This is a genomic window from Ralstonia sp. A12 (genome assembly GCF_000801955.1).
GTDB lineage: Bacteria > Pseudomonadota > Gammaproteobacteria > Burkholderiales > Burkholderiaceae > Ralstonia.
This window is the reverse complement of the sequence record NZ_JSZO01000007.1, coordinates 92,395-111,858: the sequence shown is the minus strand read 5'-3', so window position 1 is coordinate 111,858 and position 19,464 is coordinate 92,395. Positions and strand designations below refer to the sequence as shown.

The 19,464-nt window shown below is 63.7% G+C and carries 22 protein-coding genes and 1 tRNA gene; 9 read left to right on the top strand and 14 right to left on the bottom strand.

Going from position 1 to position 19,464, the window contains the following annotated elements:
• Nucleotides 1–31 precede the first annotated feature (31 nt).
• A complete protein-coding gene (kynA, locus tag PI87_RS10635; protein ID WP_052321491.1) occupies nucleotides 32–877 on the top strand; it encodes a tryptophan 2,3-dioxygenase in 846 nt (281 codons plus the stop codon).
• Between the two features lie 285 nt (nucleotides 878–1,162).
• Here kynA and PI87_RS10630 read toward each other — a convergent pair whose 3' ends face one another.
• On the bottom strand, nucleotides 1,163–1,993 hold the full coding sequence (locus PI87_RS10630) for an IclR family transcriptional regulator (RefSeq protein WP_039597674.1): 831 nt from the start codon (nucleotides 1,991–1,993) through the stop codon (nucleotides 1,163–1,165).
• A gap of 103 nt (nucleotides 1,994–2,096) precedes the next feature.
• On the opposite strand from PI87_RS10630, the gene PI87_RS10625 reads away from it, so the two are divergent.
• The gene (locus PI87_RS10625; protein WP_039597673.1) at nucleotides 2,097–3,290 is read left to right on the top strand and encodes an acyl-CoA dehydrogenase; all 1,194 of its coding nucleotides are present in this window, start codon (nucleotides 2,097–2,099) and stop codon (nucleotides 3,288–3,290) included.
• A 413-nt stretch (nucleotides 3,291–3,703) separates the two neighbouring features.
• On the top strand, nucleotides 3,704–5,095 hold the full coding sequence (locus tag PI87_RS10620; RefSeq protein ID WP_039597672.1) for an NCS2 family permease: 1,392 nt from the start codon (nucleotides 3,704–3,706) through the stop codon (nucleotides 5,093–5,095).
• 150 nt (nucleotides 5,096–5,245) lie between these two features.
• Here the strand turns inward: PI87_RS10620 and PI87_RS10615 are convergent, their stop codons facing one another.
• Complete coding sequence (locus tag PI87_RS10615; RefSeq protein WP_039597901.1) at nucleotides 5,246–5,884, bottom strand: peroxiredoxin; 639 nt, start codon at nucleotides 5,882–5,884, stop codon at nucleotides 5,246–5,248.
• 280 nt (nucleotides 5,885–6,164) lie between these two features.
• Here PI87_RS10615 and PI87_RS10610 point away from each other — a divergent pair, with 280 nt between their 5' ends.
• The 3 genes from PI87_RS10610 to PI87_RS10600 all read left to right on the top strand — a co-directional run bounded on the left by PI87_RS10610 (nucleotide 6,165) and on the right by PI87_RS10600 (nucleotide 7,545).
• Nucleotides 6,165–6,491 (top strand): DUF883 family protein, encoded by a 327-nt coding sequence (locus tag PI87_RS10610; protein WP_021195215.1) that lies wholly within the window; start codon nucleotides 6,165–6,167, stop codon nucleotides 6,489–6,491.
• Nucleotides 6,492–6,637: 146 nt separating this feature from the next.
• Nucleotides 6,638–7,015: a phage holin family protein gene (locus PI87_RS10605; protein ID WP_039597671.1), complete on the top strand. Its 378-nt coding sequence runs from the start codon at nucleotides 6,638–6,640 to the stop codon at nucleotides 7,013–7,015.
• Complete coding sequence (locus PI87_RS10600; RefSeq protein WP_039597670.1) at nucleotides 7,012–7,545, top strand: DUF3318 domain-containing protein; 534 nt, start codon at nucleotides 7,012–7,014, stop codon at nucleotides 7,543–7,545. Before PI87_RS10605 ends, PI87_RS10600 begins: the two co-directional genes overlap by 4 nt.
• Nucleotides 7,546–7,603: 58 nt before the next feature.
• On the opposite strand, the gene PI87_RS10595 is transcribed toward PI87_RS10600, so the two are convergent.
• Entirely contained in the window at nucleotides 7,604–7,978 is a 375-nt protein-coding gene (locus PI87_RS10595) for a hypothetical protein (RefSeq protein WP_039597669.1), read from the bottom strand.
• Between the two features lie 309 nt (nucleotides 7,979–8,287).
• On the opposite strand from PI87_RS10595, the gene PI87_RS10590 reads away from it, so the two are divergent.
• Genes PI87_RS10590 through PI87_RS10580 form a run of 3 tightly spaced genes read left to right on the top strand, consistent with a single transcriptional unit; the run spans nucleotide 8,288 to nucleotide 10,231 of the window.
• Nucleotides 8,288–8,962 carry an ABC transporter ATP-binding protein gene (locus tag PI87_RS10590; protein ID WP_039597668.1) on the top strand — a complete coding sequence of 225 codons (675 nt, stop codon included), beginning with the start codon at nucleotides 8,288–8,290 and terminating at the stop codon, nucleotides 8,960–8,962.
• Complete coding sequence (locus tag PI87_RS10585) at nucleotides 8,959–9,768, top strand: ABC transporter permease (RefSeq protein WP_039597667.1); 810 nt, start codon at nucleotides 8,959–8,961, stop codon at nucleotides 9,766–9,768. Before PI87_RS10590 ends, PI87_RS10585 begins: the two co-directional genes overlap by 4 nt.
• Before the next feature lies 1 nt (nucleotide 9,769).
• Nucleotides 9,770–10,231 (top strand): NUDIX domain-containing protein, encoded by a 462-nt coding sequence (locus PI87_RS10580; RefSeq protein ID WP_039597666.1) that lies wholly within the window; start codon nucleotides 9,770–9,772, stop codon nucleotides 10,229–10,231.
• Here PI87_RS10580 and PI87_RS10575 read toward each other — a convergent pair.
• From PI87_RS10575 to tolR, 11 genes are all read right to left on the bottom strand, one after another.
• The gene (locus PI87_RS10575; protein WP_039597665.1) at nucleotides 10,228–11,142 is read right to left on the bottom strand and encodes a TauD/TfdA dioxygenase family protein; all 915 of its coding nucleotides are present in this window, start codon (nucleotides 11,140–11,142) and stop codon (nucleotides 10,228–10,230) included. The two genes, PI87_RS10580 and PI87_RS10575, sit on opposite strands and share 4 nt — an antisense overlap.
• 97 nt (nucleotides 11,143–11,239) lie before the next feature.
• Nucleotides 11,240–12,412 (bottom strand): acyl-CoA dehydrogenase family protein, encoded by a 1,173-nt coding sequence (locus PI87_RS10570; RefSeq protein WP_039597664.1) that lies wholly within the window; start codon nucleotides 12,410–12,412, stop codon nucleotides 11,240–11,242.
• A 115-nt stretch (nucleotides 12,413–12,527) separates the two neighbouring features.
• Nucleotides 12,528–13,019, bottom strand: coding sequence for a nucleoside 2-deoxyribosyltransferase (locus PI87_RS10565; protein ID WP_039597663.1), 492 nt, complete (start codon nucleotides 13,017–13,019; stop codon nucleotides 12,528–12,530).
• 85 nt (nucleotides 13,020–13,104) lie between these two features.
• Nucleotides 13,105–13,180, bottom strand: a tRNA-Lys gene (locus tag PI87_RS10560).
• Nucleotides 13,181–13,227: 47 nt separating this feature from the next.
• Complete coding sequence (locus PI87_RS10555) at nucleotides 13,228–14,343, bottom strand: YeeE/YedE family protein (protein WP_039597662.1); 1,116 nt, start codon at nucleotides 14,341–14,343, stop codon at nucleotides 13,228–13,230.
• Between the two features lie 4 nt (nucleotides 14,344–14,347).
• Complete coding sequence (queC, locus tag PI87_RS10550; RefSeq protein WP_039597661.1) at nucleotides 14,348–15,022, bottom strand: 7-cyano-7-deazaguanine synthase QueC; 675 nt, start codon at nucleotides 15,020–15,022, stop codon at nucleotides 14,348–14,350.
• Between the two features lie 166 nt (nucleotides 15,023–15,188).
• Nucleotides 15,189–15,974, bottom strand: a complete 786-nt coding sequence (gene ybgF / locus PI87_RS10545) for a tol-pal system protein YbgF (RefSeq protein ID WP_039597660.1) — start codon at nucleotides 15,972–15,974, stop codon at nucleotides 15,189–15,191.
• A gap of 68 nt (nucleotides 15,975–16,042) precedes the next feature.
• Entirely contained in the window at nucleotides 16,043–16,561 is a 519-nt protein-coding gene (gene pal / locus PI87_RS10540; protein WP_021195228.1) for a peptidoglycan-associated lipoprotein Pal, read from the bottom strand.
• 29 nt (nucleotides 16,562–16,590) lie between these two features.
• Nucleotides 16,591–17,895 (bottom strand): Tol-Pal system beta propeller repeat protein TolB, encoded by a 1,305-nt coding sequence (gene tolB, locus PI87_RS10535; RefSeq protein WP_039597900.1) that lies wholly within the window; start codon nucleotides 17,893–17,895, stop codon nucleotides 16,591–16,593.
• 56 nt (nucleotides 17,896–17,951) lie between these two features.
• Nucleotides 17,952–18,983: a cell envelope integrity protein TolA gene (tolA, locus tag PI87_RS10530; protein ID WP_039597659.1), complete on the bottom strand. Its 1,032-nt coding sequence runs from the start codon at nucleotides 18,981–18,983 to the stop codon at nucleotides 17,952–17,954.
• 37 nt (nucleotides 18,984–19,020) lie between these two features.
• Nucleotides 19,021–19,455: a protein TolR gene (gene tolR / locus PI87_RS10525; RefSeq protein WP_039597658.1), complete on the bottom strand. Its 435-nt coding sequence runs from the start codon at nucleotides 19,453–19,455 to the stop codon at nucleotides 19,021–19,023.
• Nucleotides 19,456–19,464 lie beyond the last annotated feature (9 nt).

Sequence of the window (19,464 nt, the reverse complement as noted above, 5' to 3'; positions counted from 1 at the left end):
ACCGATCAAGCCCGTGGCATCGGGCTGCCCGATGCACGCGGCACAGGGCAACGAAGGCGAAAGCTGGCACAACGCGCAGCTCGATTTCTCGCAGTCGATGAGCTATGGCGATTACCTCGCGCTCGACCAGATCCTGAACGCGCAGCACCCGCGCTCGCCGGATCACAACGAGATGCTGTTCATCGTGCAGCACCAGACCACCGAGCTGTGGATGAAGCTGATGCTCCACGAGCTGCGCGCCGCGCGCGACTGCGTGCGCAACGACAACTTGCCGCCTGCGTTCAAGATGCTGGCGCGTGTGTCGCGCATCATGGATCAGCTTGTGCAGGCGTGGAACGTGCTGGCCACGATGACGCCGCCGGAGTACTCGGCCATGCGCCCGCACCTGGGGCAATCGTCGGGCTTTCAGTCGTATCAGTACCGCGAGATCGAGTTCATCCTCGGCAACAAGAATGCGGCGATGCTCAAGCCGCATGCGCATCGGCCTGAGCATTACGAGCAGGTGAAAGCCGCGCTGGAAACGCCGTCGCTGTATGACGAAGCCGTGCGCTACATGGCGCGCCACGGCTTTGCGTTTGATGCGGATTGCATCGAGCGTGATTGGTCGCGACCCGTTACCTACAACGCTTCAGTGGAAGCCGCGTGGCTGGAGGTCTATCGCGATCCGACGCACCACTGGGAGCTGTATGAGCTGGCGGAGAAGTTCGTCGATCTGGAAGATGCGTTCCGTCAATGGCGCTTCCGGCATGTGACGACGGTGGAACGCGTGATTGGCTTCAAGCGCGGCACGGGTGGCACCGAAGGCGTGGGCTACCTGCGGAAGATGTTGGATGTGGTGTTGTTTCCGGAGCTTTGGAAGCTGCGGACGGATTTGTGATGGGTGTTGTTGGTCCATCCCTGGTTTCATCCCCTGCCGGGGCTGACTCACTTTCTTTGTCTTGCCAAAGAAAGTAAGCAAAGAAAGGCGCGCCCGAGATGGCGAAAGACTCCTTGAATTTATGTCGCAGAGAGGGAGCGCAGGCAACTCGCTTCGCTCAAACAGGCCTGCACTCTTTTTCCTCTCTGCAACAGAAATTCAAGGCGCCATCTAGGGCATCAACGGCCAAACCATCGCGGTGCCAATGCTGTCGTCGGAGCAATCTCTGGTAGATCGCGCTGGGGACTACATGGCTGGCTCGACCACTTGGCCGAGTCGCGCTGCGAACTCTCGTAGCGCGGGTGCCAGTTCGTCGCGAATGCGCTCCGCATCGGCTGCCGTGTATGGCGCGCTGCAGCTCACCACGTACGGCTCGCGCTGGCTTGGCGCGAAGAACGCCACCGCACACGCGTGGATGGCCGGATGCCAGTCACGCAGCGATACGGCATAGCCATCGCGCACGCCGGCTTTCACTGCGTCATCCGCTGCCGCACCTTCTGCGGCCCACTGCGCGGGCTGCTGCGTGCGCAGTGCCTCGTAAAGACGCTCGCGCTTTGCCGCCGGCAGCGAGGCCAGATACGCCCGCCCCATTGAACTCGACAGCAGCGACAGCCGCGAACCCACGCCCAGTCCTGCCGAACCGCTCATTGACGGGCTGTCGTGACGGATCGTCTCCAGATAGACCATGTCCAACTTGTCCCGCTTACCCAGCGAGATCGACACGCCCAGGCGCTGTGCGAACGCGCTCATGTGCGGCCGCGCGAGTTGGATCACGTCGCTCGATGCGAGGTAGGCAAAGCCGAGCGCCAGCACACCGGCATCGAGTCCGTATTTGCCGAGCGCCTCGTCGTAACGCAAGTAACCCAAGGAGACCAGCGTGCCCGCCAATCGGCTGACCGTGGCTTTGGGAAAGCCCGTGCGGCGCACGAATTCCTGGTTGCCGAGCAGCGTGTCGCCGGGGCGGAATGCGCGCAGCAGTTCCAGCCCGCGTGCGAGTGCGGTGACGAAGTTCGGATCACCTTCGCCTCGGTGATCGCCAGTATCGAATTCCGCTTCGGGGAGACGGGTTGTGCTCATGGCAAAAAAGCCCTGGAAATCGTCGGTGGTTGCGCTATGATAGCTCTAAATTTCGAAACTGTGTTCCGTATCTCGGAACTACAAAGACTCGGAGACTACTGCTGTGACTGCTCGCAACGCCTTCAACTGGGCCGATCCCCTGCTGCTCGACCAACAACTGACCGACGACGAGCGCATGGTGCGCGACGCCGCCGCGTCGTATTGCCAAGACAAGCTGATGCCGCGCGTGCTGGAGTCGTTCCGGCACGAGAAGACCGACGCGTCGATCTTCCGCGAGATGGGCGAACTGGGCCTGCTGGGCCCGACGATTCCCGAGCAGTACGGCGGCCCCGGTCTGAACTACGTCAGCTACGGTCTGATCGCCCGTGAAGTGGAGCGCGTGGATTCGGGCTACCGCTCGATGATGAGCGTGCAGTCGTCGCTGGTGATGGTGCCGATCTACGAATTCGGCAGCGAGGCGCAAAAGCAGAAATACCTGCCCAAGCTGGCCACCGGCGAGTGGATCGGCTGCTTCGGCCTGACCGAACCGAACCACGGCTCCGACCCGGCCTCGATGATCACGCGCGCCAAGAAGGTCGACGGCGGCTTCTCGCTGTCGGGCGCCAAGATGTGGATTACCAATTCGCCTATCGCCGATGTGTTTGTCGTGTGGGGCAAGCTGCCGAACGATAACGGCGAGGACGAGATTCGCGGCTTCATCCTGGAGAAGGGCTGGAAGGGGCTGACGGCACCGGCCATTCACGGCAAGGTCGGCCTGCGCACCTCCATCACCGGCGAGATCGTGCTGGATGAAGTGTTCGTGCCGGAAGAGAACCTGATGCCCGGCGTGCGCGGCCTGAAGGGCCCGTTCACGTGCCTGAACTCGGCGCGCTACGGCATCGCGTGGGGCGCGCTGGGCGCGGCGGAAGCCTGCTGGCACATCGCTCGCCAGTACGTGCTGGACCGCAAGCAGTTTGGCCGCCCGCTCGCCGCCAACCAGCTCGTGCAAAAGAAGCTGGCCGACATGCAGACCGAAATCACGCTCGGCCTGCAGGGCTGCCTGCGCCTGGGCCGCATGAAGGACGAAGGCACAGCTGCCGTGGAAATCACCTCGATCATGAAGCGCAACTCGTGCGGCAAATCGCTCGACATTGCCCGTGTGGCGCGCGACATGCTGGGCGGCAACGGCATCTCCGATGAATTCGGTGTGATCCGCCACGTGGTGAACCTGGAAGTGGTGAATACGTACGAAGGCACGCACGATATTCACGCGCTGATCCTCGGTCGCGCACAAACGGGTATTCAGGCATTCTTCTAATTGCGCTTTTCATTTTGGGCGGGTTAGTGCACACTCGTGCATTACCCGCCGCATCCTCTCGCCCGTCCTGGGCACTGTCGTTCTCTCCCCTGTGGTCTTCCCCGCGTTATATAAATTTGCAAATGATCGGGATACGTCTCGCCGCATGAATCGGCCGTGGGCGCCCGTCTATGCTTCGCTCCAAGTGCCAGCGGATCGAATCACTGGTGCCACCCTCACACCGATAAAACGTGTGCGCAATCCATACGTAGATTGCAGCGCCACGCGACAAAACCAATCGCGAGACAACGGTCTGGAGAATGCCAGCGCGCGTACGCAGGCACCCGCACCGAACCAAAACCAGAACAGGGCGCCTCACGTTGACGGTTCCGAAAAACCGGTCAGCGCGGAGCTCTGCCAGGAGACAACCCACCATGGCTGAACAGTCCATTCCGTCGACGACGGAACTTGGCGCCGCTGGCATCGCGGATGCGCCTACCCACGATCAGGTTGATCGTTATTTCCAGATTTCTGCACGCGGCAGCACCCAGAAGCGCGAGGTAGTGGCTGGTATCACCACCTTCATGGCGATGGTCTATGCCGTGTTTGTCGTGCCTGGCATGCTGAGCAAGGCAGGCTTCGATAGCAGCGCCGTGTTCGTTGCAGTGTGTCTGACCACCGCCTTCGGCTCGCTGCTGATGGGTCTGTGGGCCAAGCTGCCCATCGCCATCGGCTGCGCGATCTCGCTCACTGCCTTCATGGCTTTCGGCCTCGTGCTGGGCCAGAAGCTCACGCCGGGCGTGGCGCTGGGCGCGGTCTTCCTCATGGGGGTTGTCTTCACCGCCATCTCCGCCACCGGTGTGCGCTCGTGGATTCTGCGCAACCTGCCCTCGGGCGTGGCACACGGCACCGGTATCGGTATCGGCCTGTTCCTGCTGCTGATCGCGTCCAACGACGTCGGTCTGGTGGTCAAGAACGCCGGTGATGGCCTGCCCGTTGCACTGGGTCATGTCACCGCCTTCCCGGTGATGATGTCGGTACTGGGTCTGGCCGCCATCTTCGGTATGGAGCGTCGTCGTGTACCGGGCGGCATCCTGATCGTGATCGTCGGCATCTCGGCACTGGGCCTGATCTTCGACCCGGCCGTGAAGTTCACCGGCATCTTCGCCCTGCCCTCGCTTAGCTCGCCGGGCCATGCCTCGCTGATCGGCGCGATGGACATCCGCGGTGCGCTCTCCGCTACCGTGCTGCCCGCTGTGCTGGCTCTGGTGATGACCGCTGTGTTCGACGCCACCGGCACGATCCGCGCTGTGGCTGGTCAAGCTGGTCTGCTTAACGACAAGGGCCACATCATCAACGGTGGCCGTGCTCTGACGGCCGATTCGATCAGCTCGATCTTCTCGGCATTCTTCGGTGGTGCTCCGGCTGCGGCCTACATCGAGTCGACGGTGGGCGTGGCTGCCGGCGGCAAAACGGGCCTGACGGCTGTCGTGGTCGGCGTGCTGTTCCTGGCAGTGATGTTCTTCTCGCCGCTGGCTGGCCTGGTGCCGTCGTACGCAACGGCGCCGGCGCTGATGTACGTCGGCCTGCTGATGCTGTCGAGCGTAAGCAAGCTGCACATGGACGACATGGTCGACGCGCTGTCCGGCCTGGTCTGCGCCGTGTTCATCGTGCTGACCTGCAACATCGTCACCGGCATCATGCTCGGCTTCGCTACGCTGGTGATCGGCCGCCTGGTGGCTGGTGAATGGCGCAAGCTGAACATCGGCACCGTGGCGATTGCCCTGGCGCTGGTCGCGTTCTACGCAGGCGGCTGGGCGATCTGATCGCGCACTGAACCGTCTCCACAAAAGACAAACCGGCCAGACCCGCAAGGGCTGGCCGGTTTTGTTTTGGCAGCGCACGTTATCGTTTGCACAAATGCAAAAAACGCCCGGCACGAGGGCCGGGCGGCAATCACACTACCAAGGAGCCGGTTACTTGTTGGGCTGCGGCGTCAGGCGCAAGTACGGGCGCAACGCCTTGTAGCCCTTCGGAAATTTCTGCTTGATGACCTCTTCATCCTTGAGCGACGGCACGATGACAACGTCATCGCCATCCTGCCAGTTACCCGGCGTGGCCACGCTGTGATACTCGGTCAACTGCAGCGAGTCGATCACGCGCAGCACCTCGTTGAAGTTGCGCCCCGTCGAAGCCGGATACGTAATCGTCAGACGAACCTTCTTGTTGGGGTCGATCACGAACAGCGAACGCACGGTAAAGGTTTCGCTCGCATTCGGGTGGATCATGTCGTAGAGCTGCGAAACCTTGCGGTCCGGGTCGGCAATGATCGGGAAGTTGACCGTGGTGTTTTGCGTGTCGTTGATGTCGTCGATCCACTTCTTGTGCGAATCGACCGGGTCCACCGACAGGGCGATAACCTTGACATTGCGCTTGGCAAACTCTTCCTTGAGCTTGGCGGTCAGCCCCAGTTCGGTAGTGCAGACCGGGGTGAAATCCGCTGGGTGCGAGAACAGCACGCCCCAACTATTGCCCAGCCACTCGTGGAACTTGATGCGGCCTTCGCTGGAATCTTGCTCAAAATCGGGGGCGATATCGCCCAAACGTAGAGACATCGTGTCCTCCATACACTGATTGGGAACCACTATAGCCAGATTGCCATCCAACCAAAACGACTATAAATTCACAACAACATCACTTTTCGTCATTTGGCGTGGCAATTGCTGGCAGAACGGTGGAAGGCACGCGCACATTGCCGGACAATGACCGAGGCCTTGATCCATCGCAGCGTGCGCGACGTGAGCGCTTGAAGTTTCGCAACGCCCACACATATGCTAGCGAATAAGCGCGTCGACATATTGACGATTGAACCACCCCGATACCAAGGACCCGACCATGACGAACACTTCCCCCAACCTGGCCGAATCCGTCAATAAGGAGAAACTGATGACCGACGTGAAGACCGTTCTGTCCGACGCCGAAACCCTGCTCAAACAAGCCGCCTCTTCCAGCGGTGAAAAAGCCGCCGAGCTGCGCGAGCGCGGCATGGGCATGCTGCGCCAAGCCAAGGAAAAGGCGCAGGACCTGCAAGATGCCGTCGTCCACAAGAGCAAGGCGGCCGCACGCGCCACCGATGACTACGTTCACGATCATCCCTGGCAAGCCGTGGGCGTGGCAGCGGGCGTGGGCCTGCTGATCGGTCTGCTGCTGAACCGCAAGTAATCCGAAGTCCCCTTCCTGGCCGATGGCGCGCCCTTTAACGGTTCGCGCCATCGGCCAGTTGCATTCTGGCGGTCCCGCCATGGGTGTGGCGCGTGCTGTTTTGTAGTGGCGGTCACGCGTCTCGCCTCGTCTCCTCCGGAACCTTCATGACCGACGACACCAGCCCGAAGCTGTTTGCCTCCCTGAAGAAACTGGCCGGCACGGTCGTCTCGATGCTGCAGACGCGGCTCGAACTGGCGAGCGTAGAACTGGCCGAAGAAAAAGACCGGCTGCTCGGCGCAGCCTTCCTGGGCATGCTGGCAGTCAGCCTGATCGCGCTGTCCATCATGACGCTCACGGCGCTCATCGCCATCCTGTTCTGGGACACCTACCGTTGGCAGGCACTGGCCGTGATGGCCGTGCTCTACGCGCTGGGCGCAGCGGGCTGTCTGTGGAAGGTGCGTGCGTCGCTGCGCAATGCGCCGCCGCTGTTCGAGGCCACGCTGGCCGAGCTCGACAAAGACCGGGAGATCCTGCGCCGATGACCGATCCGATTAAACCGACGCCGTCGTCTCCAGTGCCCGAACACGAACCTGCGAGCAGTGCACGACACCATGTGCGGCCATCCCGCCGTGGCGCCGAGGGCCGCTTGCCGCTGGCCGTGCGCAAGGAGCTGCTGCTCACGCGCGCTGCGCTTGAGCGCTATGACTACGCACAGGCCCGCAACGATGTGAGCCGTGCAACCAGTCGCACGTTCAGCCTGGGTGGCTTTGGTGCGTTGCTACCGAGCCTGATCCGCCCGCTGGCCCGCCCGAACGGCCTGATGCGCGCGCTGGGCATTGCACGTGAGTATCCGCTGGTCGGTACGGCACTCTCACTGGCTTATGCAGGGCTGCGCCGCACCGTGATCGGCCGCATCACACGCCGGCTCGGCAAAGTGGGGCTGGTGGCCGGGGCCGCATGGTGGGGCTATCGCAAGTGGCAGGAAGCGCAAGGCGAGGACCCCGACGCGGCGCCTGCCGGCGCGACCCCCGACGATGAGGCAAATGAGATCATCCCGGGTAGCACCTCCTGACGATGCCCAACAAAAAGGCCGGATCACTCCGGCCTTTCTTCTTTGTGGCAGATCCGTGTCAATGCAACGGGATCGGATGCCGCATGCGCTCCCAGCGGCGGGCCATGCTTTGACGCAGCCCAGCCAGGCCATGCGGATGTGCAACGGGCTCCAACATGGGAGCCGCTTCTGCCGCGGCCAGCGTCGTCACCTCGGCGTCATGCGCAACACGCCGGCGGCCATGCCACATCAACACGCCACTGGCCGTCCAGCCGATCACGAATAGCGTGTCACCAACATGCGCGAGAGAATCGGGCGACGTGCCCGCATGGAAAATATCGCCGAGCATGTCAGCAGGAAGCTGGGCACAGACCCACAGAAAGATCGCCGGGGCCGACGCAAAAACCCCAGGCTGCCACCACGGGTGCGCCACCTGAATCTTTTCAGTCTCCATGGCGCCCTCCATCGCTTCTTGTGATGATTCGATCCTATGCCCGGCGTGCGCAAATGGCGACCCTCCCGTCACTGAATGCGATGTCGGATTCGTCCGACATCCGCTGTGTGCTAAGGCATTCGGCACCGTCTGTTCAGTGTAGGGAGCAACCCGCATGGCACGCGAATCGCGCAGCCGCGCGGTCGCCGCAAATCGCGCACGCACACACCGGAGAGATTTCGACGGAGGATCACCACACTCGCTCATATGCATAATGCATAAAAGCGCTGCATTGATGCCGTACCGTATGCAACACACCCGCCCCACATCATGCTGACTGCCACCGACCTCCGCCGCCGCGATGCGCGCACCGGCGCCACGCTGCTGCACCCGACTTCGCTTGCCGTGCGCCCGGGCGAGCGCATTGCCCTCACCGGCCCGTCGGGCGCAGGCAAGAGCGTGCTGCTGCGGGCGCTGGCCCTGCTGGACCCGGTCGATGACGGTCATGTGACATGGCGCGGTGAAACGATTGCTGGGCGCGCCGTTCCGGCCTACCGCTGCCAGGTCGCCTACGTACGCCAGCGCCCCGCGTTGCTACCGGGTACGGTCGAAAACAACCTGCGTCTGCCCTATCAGCTGCATGCACGCCACGGCAACGCATCGTTTGACCGCGAAGCCGCCATCACCATGCTGACCCGCGCCGAGCGCGATGCGAGCTTTCTAGACAAAACCGCCACCGATCTCTCTGGCGGCGAGGCACAGATTGCCGCGCTCGTCCGCACCCTGCAAACCAGCCCCTCCGTCCTGCTGCTCGACGAGCCGACCGCCGCATTGGACCCAGCCTCCGCGCGTGCGATTGAAGCCCTGCTGCAGCATTGGTTTGCCCAGGCACCCGACCGGCACGCCTGGGTGTGGATCACGCACGACCCGGCGCAGGCCGTGCGCGTCGGCCAGCAGCACTGGCGCATGGAAGCCGGCCGACTGAATGCCGAGGCAACCCAATGAACGGGCAGGACCTCACGCTCTCCGCCTGGCAGGTCGGCATTGCGGCGGCACTCATCCTCGTGAACGGTGCGCTATCGATCGGGCTGGGTCTTGGGCTGGAGCGGCGCCTCGCGTGGGCCGCCATACGCACCGTGGTGCAATTGCTGGCAATCGGCTTCGTGCTCGAATGGGTGTTCGCCCACGCGTATTGGGTGGTGGTGCTGGGCGTGGTTGCCGTCATGACGCTGATTGCAGGGCACGCCACCGGCAGCCGTGGCGCACGCGGCTACGCTGGGCTACGGATCGATGGCGCGCTGTCGGTATTCGGCAGCACGTGGCTCATCGGTGCGATCGGGTTGATCGTCATCCTGCATGCGCGGCCGTGGTATGAACCGCAGTACGCGATTCCGATCATGGGGATGATCCTCGGCAACACGCTCACGGGCGTGGGCTTGGCGCTGGAGCGTATGACCGGTGAGTTGATCGCCACGCGCGATCAGGTGGAGACGGTGCTCGCGCTGGGCGGCACGCGCTGGGAAGCGGCACGCAATGCGGCGCGCACCGCCGTGCGTGCCGGCATGACACCGATCATCAACCAGATGTCCGTGGTCGGCGTGGTGAGCCTGCCGGGCATGATGACGGGCCAGGTGCTGGCCGGGCAGTCGCCGCTGGAGGCCGTGCGCTACCAGATCGTCATCATGTTCTTGCTGGCGGCGTCTTCGGGGCTCGGCACGGTGGCGGCAGTGCTGCTCGCGTACCGGCGCCTGTTCAGCCGCGACCACCAGTTGCTGAGCGCACGCATCGTGCAGCGCGGCGGGGGCAAATAGTATGCCGATCGCCCTGTCCTGCGGCCTCGTGTTGCTCAATGAAGACGCTGAGGTCCTGCTCGCCCACGCCACCGAAACGCGCCACTGGGACATCCCCAAAGGTGCCCCCGAACCCGGCGAGAACTACCGCGACACCGCATTGCGCGAGACACGCGAAGAGACCGGCCTTGTGCTCGATGGCCACACGCTCGTCGAACTTGGGCGCGTTCCACTCCGGCGCGACAAGGAGCTGCATCTGTTCGCCACGCGCCTGCGCCGCGCCGAGGTCGTGCTCGACGCGCTCACGTGCACCTCGATGTTCAACAGCTATCACACGGGGCGCCTGATCCCCGAGATGGATGCGTACCGCTGGGCCAGTGCAGACGTGGTATCGCAGCACGCAAGCCAATCCCTCGCACGACTCTTCGCACAGACGCTCACGCTCGCGAACATTGACGCGCGTCTGCGCGAGGCGGGGCTTTAGACGGGAACATCCCCTTCGATCGTCGTGCGATGCAGCGTGCGGCGATACGTGTCTGGGCAGCCGGGCGCGAAGTGGATGGTCGAGCGGTTGTCCCAGAACAGCATGTCGCCCGCGCGCCAGTGGTGCGTGTAGACGTTGTCTGCGCGGATGCTGTGGGCAAAGAGCTGTTCGAGCACGCTGGTGCTTTCGTCTTCCGGCAGCCCGAGGATGTGCGAGGTAAAGCCTTCGTTGACGAAGAGCGCACGCTTGGCCGTCTCCGGATGCGTGCGCACGACCGGATGATCAACCGGCGGCACAGCATCACACTGTGCCTGCGTGAGCGCCGGACGCCAGGTCGACAGCGCGCGCAGGCGCTCGTAGCGGTACACGTACGAATGCACCGCGCGGCGCCCCTCAATCACGCGCTTGAGCTCAGCGGGCAGTGTCTCGAATGCGCGGACCATGTTGGCGAACAGCGTATCGCCGCCCTCCTCCGGCAACTCACGCGTCAGCAGCAGCGAGCCCAGGCTCGGCAGCGGCTTGTATGAAAGATCCGAATGCCAGTCGCGCCCCGCATCCCCCAGGCCGATCGGCTTGCCGTTCTCAACCACGTTGGAGACGACCAGGATTTCCGGATGCTCCGCCAGATGAAACTGATTGAGCACGTGCACCTGCAGTGGACCGAAGCGGCGGCTGAACTCGACTTGCGACTGCGGCGTGAGCTGTACGTCGCGAAAGACGAGCAAGCCATCGTGCGCAAGCCACGCCTGGCGGATCGCGGTGATGTCGGCGTCGGACAAGTCGGCTGCGTCGGCCAAACCCAGAATCTCGGCGCCGAGTGGCGCATCAGGCAGACGACGAACGTGGAAACGGGCGGTGTGAACGGCAGGCGCCTCTGGGGCAGCCGGAGTGGCGAAAGCAACGTCGGACATGATGTAGGCACGCGGCAGCGAACGAATTCCACATTACACCGCCCGCGCCGGCCACGTGCCAACGAAGGAAAGCGCAGATCAATACACGTTCAGGCGCTCAACCGTACACCGTGGCGTCCGGCAGGATGCCTTCCAGCGCATAGCGGCCGATGGCGCGCAGCTTGTAATCGAGCGGATCATGCAGCGTGTGCGTGCGCGCGTTGCGCCAGAAGCGATCCAGTGCGAGTGCGGCCTTGGTCGACCGCGCGCCCGTCGCCTCAAACATTTCCTGGCTGATGAACAACGCCGCGCGATGGGCCGCCACCTTGGCCTCGGCCGTGACGAGCGACACCTCGGCGCGCTCGTCGGCGGTGAGCGCAGCACCCTTGCGCCAGGCACGGTCCAGCCGTTGGATGGCGCGATCGGCCAGGGCTTCTGCGGCGAGCCACTGCACACGCATCTCGCCAAAGCGTTGAATCTGATAGGGGTCGTCCGCCGCACGCTCCACACCAGACGTAAGCCACGGCCGCGATGCGTGCAGCATGACCTTGCGCGCTTCGTCCAACGCACCCGCGGCAATACCGGTGTAGAGATTGACCAGCACGTTCTGCGCAACGCATGAGCGCAATGTCTGATACGGCGTGAAGACGTTCTCAGGCCCTGCGAGCACCTCGTCTTCGCTGACCTGTACATGGCGGAACTGCACAGTGGCGCTATCGGTCTGGCGTTGGCCAATCGGATGCCAATCGTCGCGCACCGTGATGCCGTAGCGCGCCGTCGGCACCACGGCAATCACGGTCTTGCCACTCGCCTCGTCATGGGCTGACACCACCATCATGTTCGAACCCAGCGTGCCTGAACAGAAACCTTTCTCGCCGTCGAGCACCCAGCCGCTGCCGGAACGCTGCGCGCGCAGCCGATGATCGAGCGGGTTGACGGCATTGCCCCACCACCAACCCAGCTCGGCAGTCGGGCGCAAAAAGCGTTCGCGCTGCGCATCGGAGCCGTACAGGTACACCGTGGTGGTCTGCAGGTATTGGAAAGCCAACAAATGTCCGAGCGAGCTGTCGACCGCGGCGATGGCGCGCACGGCGGCAAAGGCATCGGCCCAGCCGACGCCCGCGCCACCGTACTGCGTAGGAATGACCAACGGCAGCAAACCGGCACGCGCAATGGCGGCTTTCTCATGCGCAGCATGGCCGCCTTGCTGATCGCGTTGTGCTGCGGTGGCGGCCAGCTCAGCCAGCAGGTGTGTGAGATCGGGGAGTTGATGCAGGTCGTCGAGCTTCATGCGGTGCCTCGTCCGGTGGGTCATCCGGTGCAGGCACTATACGGACAGGCCCGATCGCCCTGAAGGAAGCAATCCGCATACGCAAATCGACCGCGCGCATATGCGGTCTGCGCAACTACGCGCTCGCGTAATACGCGCGCATGCGCTCCAGGCACGCGCGCGCGTCGCCTTCAACCAAGTGGCTACTGCAGGCGAGCATCAGGTTGCGCGGCAAGCCGAAATCTTCCACCGACCAGCCGTCGGCATCATTGCCCTGGGTGTTCGGCACCTGCGCAATAAGCGGCACGGCAGGCACGTTGTAGCACCACACGTCTTTGCCCCGTGCGATGGCGTAGCCGATTTCAAAACAGGTGCCGGAGTCGGGCTCGTGGCCGCGAAAGTCCGCCACGTTGGCGATCACGGCGTCGGCCGAGTCGATCAGTGCGATGTTCTGGCGGTAGATCTCGGCGGCAGTCGCTGGGCCGTCGGCTTGCGGGGCAATGGCGTTGTCGAGTGGATACAGGCCGGTGAAGCCGAATTCCGCACACAGCGCCTTGAGCAATTCGCCATGTGCAACTGGCTGCGGGCGGAAGACATCAGGGCCGGCGAGGTAGAGACGCAAGGACATGAGCGTAGACCGGAGAGTGGCACGCGCAGGATAGCGCCGCACAAAAGACAAAGGGCCCGACATTGCTGTCGAGCCCTCTGAAATTTGGTGGGTCCTGCGGGATTCGAACCCGCGACCAATAGATTAAAAGTCTACTGCTCTACCGACTGAGCTAAAGACCCCAAAGACCGCGATTATAGGGAGATAACCGCGATTCTGTCAACGCCTGTCAGACTAGGCGTTCCATCCGCCACATCTGATAGCGAAACGCCAGCACCGCGCCAATCAGGATGCCCGCCAACGCGATGAACGAACCGATCGCCAACGTCGACACGCCCGACAGCCCCTGCCCGATCGTGCAGCCCAGCGCGGTCACACCGCCCGCGCCCATCAGGATGCCGCCGACGATGTGATTGCCGGTGTCCTCGGCATTGGCAAAACCTTCCCAGCGGAACGTGCGTGTAGCGAGCGCCACCACGGCTGAACCAGCAATCACGCCCAGCACGCTCACGATGCCTACCGTCAGCACGCGCGACGTATCGCTGAAGAACATCAACCACTCCAGTGTGTACGACACGGGGGCAACGAAGCTCAGCGCCTCCATGCGGCCGCTGTTGGTGGCGACGAATGCTTCCTGCAACGTATTCGGGTCTTCCTGCACATAGCCGAGGTGGCCCGACACGTACCACATGGCCACGATAATGAGCCCGACGCCCACGCCCCCGAGCAGGTTGTCGACCGTGCGGAAATCACGCCCCAGCAGCGCCCACAGCGACAACGCCCCGCCAATCACCAGGGCGAGCGCCAGACGCAACGTACGCACGTCCACGGACAACGCATGACCCAGCACGCTTGGCAGGTCCTGCGCGGTCGACAGCGTCATCGCGACATTGTCGACGGTTGCCACGCGCACCACGCCAAACACACCCTTGAGCGTCATGTACGCCGACAACCCGAGAAACACGAACACCACCACCGACTTGAGATTGCCGCCACCGATGCGCACCAGCGTCTTGCTGCCGCAACCCGAGCCCAGCACCATGCCGAAACCGAACAGCAGCCCGCCCACCAGCGACGACAGCCACAGCAGCTTGCTCGCGGTGTAGATGGTCTTGCTCGTATCAATCAGGCCGAGCCAGCTTAAGCACCCAGTGCCGATCATGGCGACGCCGATGGCCAGCACCCACATGCGCATACGGCTCCAGTCGCCAATGTTGATGGCATCGGACACCGCGCCCATCGTGCAGAAGTGCGTGCGCTGCAAGAGCGCGCCAAAAACGAATGTGAGCGCAAAGGTCGCCCACAACACAGTGTGGGACAGCGCGTTGAGATCGAGTTCGGGCATGACGTCAAACGTAGCGCGTCGGGTCGGGCACGCCGGCCGCTTCAAAGCCGGCCTTGCGGATGCGGCACGAATCGCACACGCCGCAGGCACGGCCGTCGTCGTCGGCCTTGTAGCACGACACGGTCATGCCGTAGTCGACACCCAGTCGCGCGCCGGTCTGGATGATCTCCGCCTTGGTCATGGCGATGATGGGTGCGTTCACGCGGATGCGTTCGCCCTCCACGCCGGCCTTGGTGGCCAGGTTAGCGAGCGTTTCGTAAGCGGCAACGTATTCGGGGCGGCAGTCCGGGTAGCCGGAGTAGTCGACCGCGTTGGCACCGAAGAACAGGTCGCGCGCGCCCACGGCTTCAGCCCAGCCAAGCGCCAGCGACAGCATGATGGTGTTGCGCGCCGGCACGTAGGTGATGGGAATGCCCTCGTGTGCGCCTCCCGTCGGCACATCGAGCTTGTCGTCGGTCAGCGCGGAGCCGCCGAACTTGCGCAGGTCCAGATCGACGATCTCGTGGCGCACGGCGCCGAGCGCAGCCGCCACCTTCTTGGCCGCGTCCAGCTCGGACGAATGGCGCTGGCCGTAGCGCATCGACAGTGCGAAGGTCTCAAAGCCATCGGCATTGGCCATGGCGAGCACGGTGGCGGAGTCCAGCCCGCCGGACAGCAGGACAATGGCGCGTTTTTTCATGGGCGAAGCCTTGTGGAGCAAATCAGGGGAAGGCCCGCATTTTAGCGCGCCGCCACCCTCCCCGCGCCCAATGCCGCGCATGCCGGCCATTCACGACCGGCCATGAAAAACGCCCGCCAGTGCAGCCACGGGCGGGCGTCGAACAATCACAGTAGCGATTCGCCGGTCAGCGCATCGTCTTCAGGCGGCTTTCGGCAGTCTTGGCCTGCTCGCTGCCCGGGTACTGGGCAACCACTGCTTCCAGCGTCTTGCGTGCAGCCGCCTTCTGGCCCGACTCACCCTGGTTGGTCGCCACCTGCAGCAGCGCGTCGGCGGCCTTCGGGTGCTGCGGGTTGGCGCGCGCCATGCTCTCCAGCACGTAGCTCGATCCCTTGTAATCACGCTGCGCATACAGCGCGTTGCCCAGCCAGAACTGCGCCAGCGGCAGGTATGGGCTCTGCGGATACTTCTTCACGAAGGCCGAGAACTGGTTGCCCGCCCCCTTGAAGTTGCCACTCTGGAACGTCTTGAGCGCGGCGTCGTATTCATCCTTCTCGCCAGGCTGGACCATGCCGTCACGGCCTTCCACCGTGGCCTGTTGCGGCTCGAACTTCTTCAGGCGCGCATCGAGGTCGGCGTAGTAATCCTTCTGCTGCTTGGTCAGCGTGTCGACGGCGTTCTGCAGAACTTCGTTCTGGCCACGCAGGCGCGCCACTTCGGACTTGAGTGTCTCGATCTGGTTTTGCGCGTCGATCAGGTTGCGGCTGTTCTGGTCGATGCGCTGCGCGGCGCTCGACTGGAAGGTGTTGAACTTCTCGCGCATGTCGATGATGGCGCGACGCGCCTCATCGTCGTCAAACACCCCTGCTGCCGCCGGGCCGGCCAGGGTCAGGGCGCCACCCGCGACAAGCGTCGCCATCAGGATGGCCTTGCGGACTGCCCCATGAGCGCGCTGTTTCATCATCGTAGTCATGTGATTGCCAACGTAAGAACGCCGGCCACGCAAGCGTAGCCGGCGCGTCCAACTTCAAACCGTGCCGATCAGTAGACGATATCGGCGCGGCGGTTCTGCGCCCACGACTCTTCGTCGTGACCGGTGGCCTGCGGCTTTTCCTTGCCCAGGCTCACGGCTTCCATCTGGCTGTCAGGCACGCCCATCGACGACAGTGCGCGACGCACGGCCTCGGCACGCTTCTGGCCCAGGGCCAGGTTGTACTCGCTGGTGCCGCGCTCGTCGGTATTGCCCTGGATCAGCACCTTGCGCTGGTTGTGCGATTGCAGGTAGCGCGAGTGCTGGCCTAGCAGACCTTGGTATTCCGACTTGACCGAGTAGCTGTCGAAATCGAAATAAATGCTGCGCTTGGCCAGCGGGCTGTTCGGGTCGGTCAGCTCGTCACGGCCCACGTCCACCGGGGTCACCGTGCGGGTGTCTGCACCCGTGCCAGCACCGCCCGTACCGTTCTTGGCGGTGTCATCCAGCTTCACACCCGAGCTGCAAGCACCCAGGGCCAGCAGCGTGGCAATGGCTGCGAGTTTGATCATGGTTTGGGACTTCGACATGTCCGATTTCTCCTAGAGGAACTGCTTCGTTATTGCATGAAAGGACCCCATGCCGGCTCACGAACTTCGCCGGCCTGGAGGGAAAGAATCTGACGCGTACGGCCATCGGTCGACACGGCTGCCAGCACCGTCTTGCCGCCCACGCGCGTGGAATACAGGATGAACTTGCCGTTGGCGGCAAAACTTGGGGATTCATCGTAGGAGGTGTCCGTCAGCGCATTCACATCGCCGTTGGTCAGGTCCTGCGTGTACAGGCGGAACGCACCGCCCACGCGCGAGATGTACGCCAGCAGCTTGCCGTCCGGGGACACACGCGGGCTCGTGTTGTACCCGCCCTTGAACGTCACGCGCTGCGCACCACCCGCCTCTTCGCCGTCAGCCGACATGCGATAGATCTGCGGTGCGCCGCCACGATCGCTGGTGAAATAGATCGAGCGACCATCTGGTGAGAACGACGGTTCGGTGTCGATGGCGCTGCTGCGCGTCAGGCGACGCAGGCCCGAGCCATCGGCGTTCACCACATAGACCTGCGTATTGCCATCACGCGAGAGCGCCACCGCCACACGGCGGCCATCCGGCGACCACGACGGCGCCGAGTTGTTGCCCTTCTGATTTGAGATGACGGTGCGGCGGCCGGCTACCAGGTCGTGCACGTACACCACCGGCTTCTTGAGCTCGAACGATACGTACGCGACCTTGGTGCCGTCCGGCGACCACGCCGGCGAGATGATCGGCTCGTTGCTGGTCAGCGCAATCTGCGGGTTGGCGCCATCCGAATCGGAGATCTGCAGTTGGAAGCGGCGACCAACCTTCGACACGTACGACAGGCGCGTCGCAAACACACCGCGCTCGCCAATCAGCTTCTGGTAGATGTAGTCGGCAATCTCGTGCGCAGCCAGGCGCAGTTGGCCGGGGCCACGCGTGAGCGACAGGCCGCCCAGGCTCTCGCCCTTGGCGGTGTCATACAGGCGGAAGCGGATCTCGTAGCGATCGCCGTTGCGCGTCACGGTGCCGCCCACGAAGGCAGCAGCGCCCTTGGCTTTCCAGGCGCCCAGGTCCGGGGCCGGGCTTTCCGGCACCACGGCGCCTGCCACATCCACGTTGGAGAAGCGGCCGCTGCGCACCAAGTCTGCTCGGACGATTGCCGAAAGGTTCTGGGGCGCCTCAGCCTCGCCCTGGAAGTTGGCGATGGCGATCGGGTACTGACTCGAGCCGACGCCCGAGATTTCCACGTTGAGCTGGGCATGGGCCACGCCAACGCACGCTGCGGTCAGCAGCAACGCCTGCGCGGCGCGTCGGAAGATTGGAATCCACATCTTGCGCATCATGTTCATCATCCGTATCGAATCTGTGAATTGGGTACAGGCGCCACCGGTGCGACGCCAACGCGTTATTCCTTGGGCCGGAACGTCAGGGTGACGCTCGACGGTGCCTTGCCGTTGGTATCACGCGGCAGAGGATCGGAGCGTTCCACCGCACGCAGCACGGCTTCGTCATAGGCGCCGTTGCCACTCGACTTGGTCAGCCGCTTGGACAGGATCGAGCCATCCGGCGCCATCGTCACCGCCACCACTGCTGACGGGTTGCCGCTGATACCTTCCGCGTCGAACACGATGTTCGGCTTGACCTTGGCACGCACGCGCTCGGCATATCCCGCCGATGCCGTGCCGCCGGTGCCCTGCCCGGTACCAACGCCACCGCCAGAACCCGCCACCTTGCCACCGCCCGCGGCACCTCCGGCCATGGCCTGCAGGTGCTGCAGATTCGCATTGCGCTGGGCGTTGGCCTTGGATTCGGCTGCCTTGCGTTCGGCATCAGCTTTGGCCTTGGCATCTGCGGCAGCCTTGGCCTTCAGCTCCTTCTGCTTCGCTTCGGCGTCTGCCTTGGCCTTAGCTTCCGCCTGGGCCTGCAGCTGTGCATTCTTGCGAGCCTGGGCTTCAGCAGCAGCGGCCTTTTCCTTAGCCTGCTGTTCGGCCTGGGCCTTGCGTTGAAGTTCCGCCTGGTGGGCCTGCTGTTCCTTCTGTGCTTTCAGTTGCGCCTGGCGCTGGGCTTCAGCGCGGTCCTCGGCAGCTCGGCGGGCGAGTTCAGCCTCGCGCGCGGCAGCCACGGCAGCCGCAGCCTCCCGCTCACGCTTGCGCTTCTGCTCCAGCGCGATGTCGGCTTCCTCTTCCACCTTGGTCGGTGGCGCTTTGATGACAGGCTCCGGCTTGACCTCAGGCGGCGGCGCTGTCTGCACGGCTTGCTGAACCGCAGCCTCATCCCACAGCTCAGCCTCTTCGCCGCGGGGCGTGCTGCTCTGCCACTGCACGCCAAAGTACAGGAAGGCGATCAGCAGCAGATGCGTGAGGACGGCCAGCCCGAACGCGCGCAGCGTGCCACGCTCGCGGACAGGCTCGTAACGATGCAACGACGTCGTAGCCATGACGTTCAGGTTGCCTCGCCCGGATGCATCAACGCGTTCATTGCGACTTCACCATCAGGCCGACGCGCTTGACGCCGTCGCCCTTCAATACGCTCATCACCGTGAGCACACGGTCGTACTGCACGGCCTTGTCGGCGGCGATGACGACGGGTTGATCGGGGTTCTCGTCAGTGCGCTGCTTGACGAAGGCGCGCAGCTCATTGTTGTTGGCAAGCTTCTGCTCCGTCGCGCCGGAACTGGACTTGATACGAGCAAGGAGCGTGCCGTCAGACTTGATGGTCACGACGATGGGCGGCTGGGTCTGCTGCGGCGTGGCGTTGGCCACCGACGGCAGGTTGACCACACCCGGGTTCACCACGGGCGCGGCCACCATGAAGATGACCAGCAGCACCAGCATCACGTCGATGTACGGAACGACGTTGATGTCGGCCTTGGCCCGTCGGGCGCGGCGCGTTCGCTGGATGGTAGCCATGACGATCCG